5 protein-coding genes are annotated in these 4,312 nt (G+C 71.2%); 3 read left to right on the plus strand and 2 right to left on the minus strand.

The features are described 5' to 3' along the window. Together AC1D15_RS19790 and AC1D15_RS19795 are read left to right on the plus strand one after the other, a co-directional pair. Nucleotides 1-555, plus strand: a 555-nt coding sequence (locus tag AC1D15_RS19790; protein ID WP_477827320.1) for a hypothetical protein, incomplete at its 5' end; no start/stop codon positions are given. 43 nt (nucleotides 556-598) lie between these two features. Continuing rightward, complete coding sequence (locus AC1D15_RS19795; protein WP_477827321.1) at nucleotides 599-1,585, plus strand: recombination-associated protein RdgC; 987 nt, start codon at nucleotides 599-601, stop codon at nucleotides 1,583-1,585. A gap of 29 nt (nucleotides 1,586-1,614) precedes the next feature. Here the strand turns inward: AC1D15_RS19795 and AC1D15_RS19800 are convergent, their stop codons facing one another. After that, entirely contained in the window at nucleotides 1,615-2,235 is a 621-nt protein-coding gene (locus AC1D15_RS19800; RefSeq protein WP_156154715.1) for a hypothetical protein, read from the minus strand. Between the two features lie 67 nt (nucleotides 2,236-2,302). Continuing rightward, the gene (locus AC1D15_RS19805) at nucleotides 2,303-3,169 is read right to left on the minus strand and encodes a LysR family transcriptional regulator (RefSeq protein WP_477827322.1); all 867 of its coding nucleotides are present in this window, start codon (nucleotides 3,167-3,169) and stop codon (nucleotides 2,303-2,305) included. A gap of 91 nt (nucleotides 3,170-3,260) precedes the next feature. Here AC1D15_RS19805 and AC1D15_RS19810 point away from each other — a divergent pair, with 91 nt between their 5' ends. Further along, entirely contained in the window at nucleotides 3,261-4,253 is a 993-nt protein-coding gene (locus tag AC1D15_RS19810) for a DMT family transporter (RefSeq protein ID WP_477827323.1), read from the plus strand. Nucleotides 4,254-4,312 lie beyond the last annotated feature (59 nt).

The raw sequence follows: 4,312 nt of genomic DNA on the forward strand, positions 1-4,312 counted from the left end.
GATTGCTACTGCGATCTGGGCCGCCAGCGGGTCGCGATCATCCGGGCCGGCGCGTTGGCGAGGTGGATCGCGCGGGGTGACTGGGACCGGCCGCTGCCGGTGCGGGTCGAAAGCGATGCGCCGGCGGCGGCGGTGCGTTGGCTGCTCCGAAAGGATCCGGCCGGTGCGGATACGCGTTTCATCGAGGATGTCCGAGGTGCCCGAACGTTGCTGGAGATCGAACAGGCCTTCGAACGTTCGCGGCGCCCGGGAGACAGCGTGCTGCGCTCCCGCTTGATCGTGCCCGACGAGGGCGTCACGGGCGACCTCGCAAGCCCCTCGATCCACCGCGTGGTGGTAGCGGGGCCCTCGATGCGGTCGTCCTGTCCGTTGGATCTGCTCGAGAAGTTGGAGGGGTCCGAAGCCAAGCCATGGCGATTCAGGCCGAGTGGCGGGCGAACGAACAAGGCCTACCTGGACAAGCGCTACAAAAGCGTGGAGGCGGCCCTGCAGGCGTACGGCGCCGCACACCTGCAAGAAGACGTTCGCGTCGTTTACCTCGAGAATCCGGCCTGACCGCGCGGCCTTCTACAATCCGGGCCCCACTCCCGCTGTGCCCATGTTCAAGAACGCGCTCCTCTACCGCATCGACCAATGGAACCCGCCGCCCCTCGAAGAGGTGGAAGAACGCCTGGCCGGCAGCCGCTTCACCGCCTGCGGCGCCACGCAGCCCGAATCCGCCGGCTGGCTGCAGCCGCGCGGTGACAAGGAGGGCGCGCTGATCGAGAACGTCGGCGGCCAGCTGGTGCTGCGCCTGGGCGTCGAGCGCAAGGCGGTGCCCTCGTCGGTGATCAAGGCCGAACTCGAGGCCCGGCTCGACCGGATCGAGGCCGAGACCGGCCGCCGCCCGAAGGGCAAGATCGCCAAGGAGCTGAAGGAAGAGATCGTGCAGGACCTGCTGCCGCGCGCCTTCCCGAAGCGCTCCGCCACGCTGGTGTGGATCGACGTTCGCGCCGGCTTCGTCGTGATCGACGCGGCCAGCACGGCCAAGGCCGACCGCGTCGTCACGATGCTGGTCGAGCTGCTCGGCGGCGGCATCCGGCTGAGCCTCGCGCAAAGCGCGATCTCGCCCGCCACCGCGATGGCCGAATGGCTGACCAGCAAGGAAGCGCCGGCCGGCTTCACGGTCGACCGCGAATGCGAGCTGAAGCAGCCCGACAGCGAGAAGGCCACCGTCAAGTACGCACGCCACACGCTCGACATCGACGAGGTCGGCCAGCACATCGTGCAGGGCAAGCTGCCCACGTCGCTCGCGATGACCTGGTCGTCGCGCGTGTCCTTCGTGCTGAGCGATGCGATGACGATCAAGAAGCTCAAGCTGCTCGACGTGGTGCTCGAAGGCACGTCCACCGCCACCAAGGACGAAGACCACTTCGACGCCGATGTCGCGCTGGTCACCGGCGAGCTGAAGCAGCTGATCCCCGCGCTGATCGAGGCGCTGGGCGGCGAGCTGCAGCGCGATGCCGTCACCGGCGCGGCGGCGGCCGGGCCCTCGGCACAGCCCGCAGCGCCTGCCGACCCGAGCGCGCAGCCGCTGGCGGCCTGAGGGTCCGGGCCGGTCCGGCGTGAGCCGGATCAGTGCTTGCAGCGCTCCGCGTAGTTCGTCTCCGAGCGCTGCAGGTCGGCACGCTCGCCGTCGTTCATCGTCGCCGTCTGCCGGCGCCTGGCCGCGAGGATGCGCAGCAGCTCGTTGCACTGCTCGCTCGCGATGCGCGTCTGCTGCTGCTGTTGCTGGGCCGCCGTCTGCACCGAGCGCTTCGCATCGCGCTCGTTGCGCCTGTCCTCGGCCAGCCGCTGGCGCGCCGCCGCGTCGTCGTCGGCGCATTTCTGGCGGTACTCCTCGTGCAAGCCGCTGATCACGTCGCCGCGCACGCCGCGCGCCGGGCCGGTGCGGATCGCCTCGGCGATGTCGGCGCAGGCCGAACTCAGGTAGCTGACGTGCTCGGCCGTCTTCGGCGGCCGCTGCACGTACGTCGAGGACGGCTGCTGGTACGTGTTGTTGTTGCTCTGCGGGCCGATGGTGCCGAACGACGAGGCGGCACCGGTGGTGCACGGCCGGTCGGACACGTAGGTCGAATTGCCCGACTTGCAGCGGTACAGCGATTGCGCCGAGGCGGTGGGTGCCGCGGCCAGCGCTGCGATGGTGGCGCAGATGGCGATGGCGGCACCCAGCACGCCCTGAGTCGATCTCTTCACGTTTCACCCCTCCTGTTGTTCTTGGGTGGGGTGGGATTCTGCTGCGTCCGCGCCGGCCGTCCATCCCTCAGGAGGGTGGACGGCGCAAGGTATTCACGATTTGCGCCTRCATCGCATCGACCGCCGCATGGCCCGCGCTGGCCGGGCTGCGCAGCACCGCGACCTCCATGTCGGCCAGCGGCGGCAGCTGGTGGCGCGCGTCCAGGATCTGCAAGCCGGCCGGCACGCTGCAGCGCGTCAGCGCCGCCACCGCCAGCCCGCCCTCGACGGCCGCCAGCTGCCCGACCAGGCTCTCGCTGTGGGTCACGATCCGGTGCTGCCGCCGCTGCCCCGCCAGCGCCGCCAGCACCGCCTTGCGCGCCAGGCTGCCGGCCTCGTACATCGCGAGCGGCAGCGGCTCGCGCCGCCAGGCCTCGTGCTGCGCCGCACCGACCCACACCATCGGCTCGCGGAACAGCAGCGTGCCGCGCTGCGGCCGGTCGCGCGTGACGATCGCGACATCGATCTCRCCGCGCTGCACCTGCGGGATCAGCGCGGTGGATTGCGCGCAGGCCAGCGTGATCTCGACGCCACCATGGCGGCTCGCGAAGGTGCGCAGCACCGGCGCCAGGTAAGCCACCGCGTAGTCGTCAGGCACGCCCAGCCGCACATGGCCGCTGACGCGCGTGCCGCCGAGCGCGCCCAGCGCCTCGGCATGCAGCTCCAGCAGGCGGCGCGCGTAGCCGAGCAGCTCGTGGCCGGCCGGTGTCAGCGCCAGGTGGCGCGGGCCGCGCGTCAGCACCGGGCGGCCGACGGCGTCTTCCAGCTTGCGGATCTGCATGCTCAGTGCCGACTGCGAGCGGTGCACCTGCGGCGCGGCGGCCGTCAGCGAGCCGGCATCGACGACGGCGACGAAGGCACGCAGCCAGTCGAGCTGGAGGTCGGGGGTGGTCATGGCATGGGTCCGTGCAAGCAGCAGGAAATCGAATGGTAGCAAGCTGAACTATGCGCTTTACGGGATGAAGTCCGGCGCCGACGATCGCGTCATGAGCAGCCCTTTGCACACCCGTACCGCAACCTTCGCGCTGCCWGCTGCGTCACCGGCGGGGCAGGGCGCCTTGCTGATGACCGCCGGCGGCCTGCTGCTCGGCACGCTCGGCGTGTTCGTCGAAGAGGCCGGCCAGCATCCGCTGATGGCGGTGTGCTTCCGTTGCGCCTTCGGCGGGCTCGCGCTGCTCGCGTGGGCCGCCGCCACCGGCCGCCTGCGCGAGCTGCGGCTGTCGCCGAAAGCGCTGGCGGCTGCGCTCGCCTGCGGCGTGCTGATGGTGGCGAACTGGGCGCTGTTCTTCGCGGCGATCGAGCGCACGTCGATCGGCGTCGCGACCGTGGTGTTCCACGTGCAGCCGCTGTGGGTGATGGGTTTCGGCGCCTGGTGGCTGCGCGAGCGCATCGGCGCGCGCCGGTGGCTCGCGGCCGGCGTCGCGCTGCTCGGGCTCGCGCTGGCCACCGGGCTGGCGGAGCACGCGCAGGGCGAACCGTGGTCGACGCGCTACCTGGCCGGTCTCGCGATGTGCCTGGGCGGCTCGCTCAGCTACGCGGCGGTCACGCTGATCGCGAAGCGGGTGCAGGGCGCGTCGTCGCTKGCGCTCGCGGCGTGGCAGTGCGCGGTCGGCGTCGTGCTGACGGCCTGGTGGCCGCTGACGCAGGGCTGGCCCGCGCAGCCTGCCGCCTGGGCTTGGCTGGCCGGGCTCGGCGTGATCCACACCGGCCTGGCCTACGTGCTGCTGTATGCCGGCATGGCACGCCTGCCGACGGCCCGCATCGCGCTGCTGCAGTTCGTCTACCCGTTCGCCGCGGTGGGCGTGGACTGGCTGGTGTACGGGCGCAGCCTGAGCGCGCTGCAGTCGGCCGGGATGCTGCTGATGGGCGCGGCGCTGTGGAGCGCGCGACAGGAGTCCCGGATTGACATCCGGGCCACGAGTGTCGGTAGCCCGGATGTCAATCCGGGATCGTGTCAGAGCGACTGTGCCTCGAAGTAGCCGCGCACCGGCTGGTCTTCCGGCAGCACGTAGACCACCGCACGCGCCTGCCCGAGCAC

It is taken from the genome of Rhizobacter sp. P2_H2 (genome assembly GCF_056403375.1).

Bases quoted from the DNA above. Each gene is read 5' to 3' on its own strand.
- AC1D15_RS19795 (WP_477827321.1), top strand. From the start codon at position 599: ATGTTCAAGAACGCGCTCCTCTACCGCATCGACCAATGGAACCCGCCG.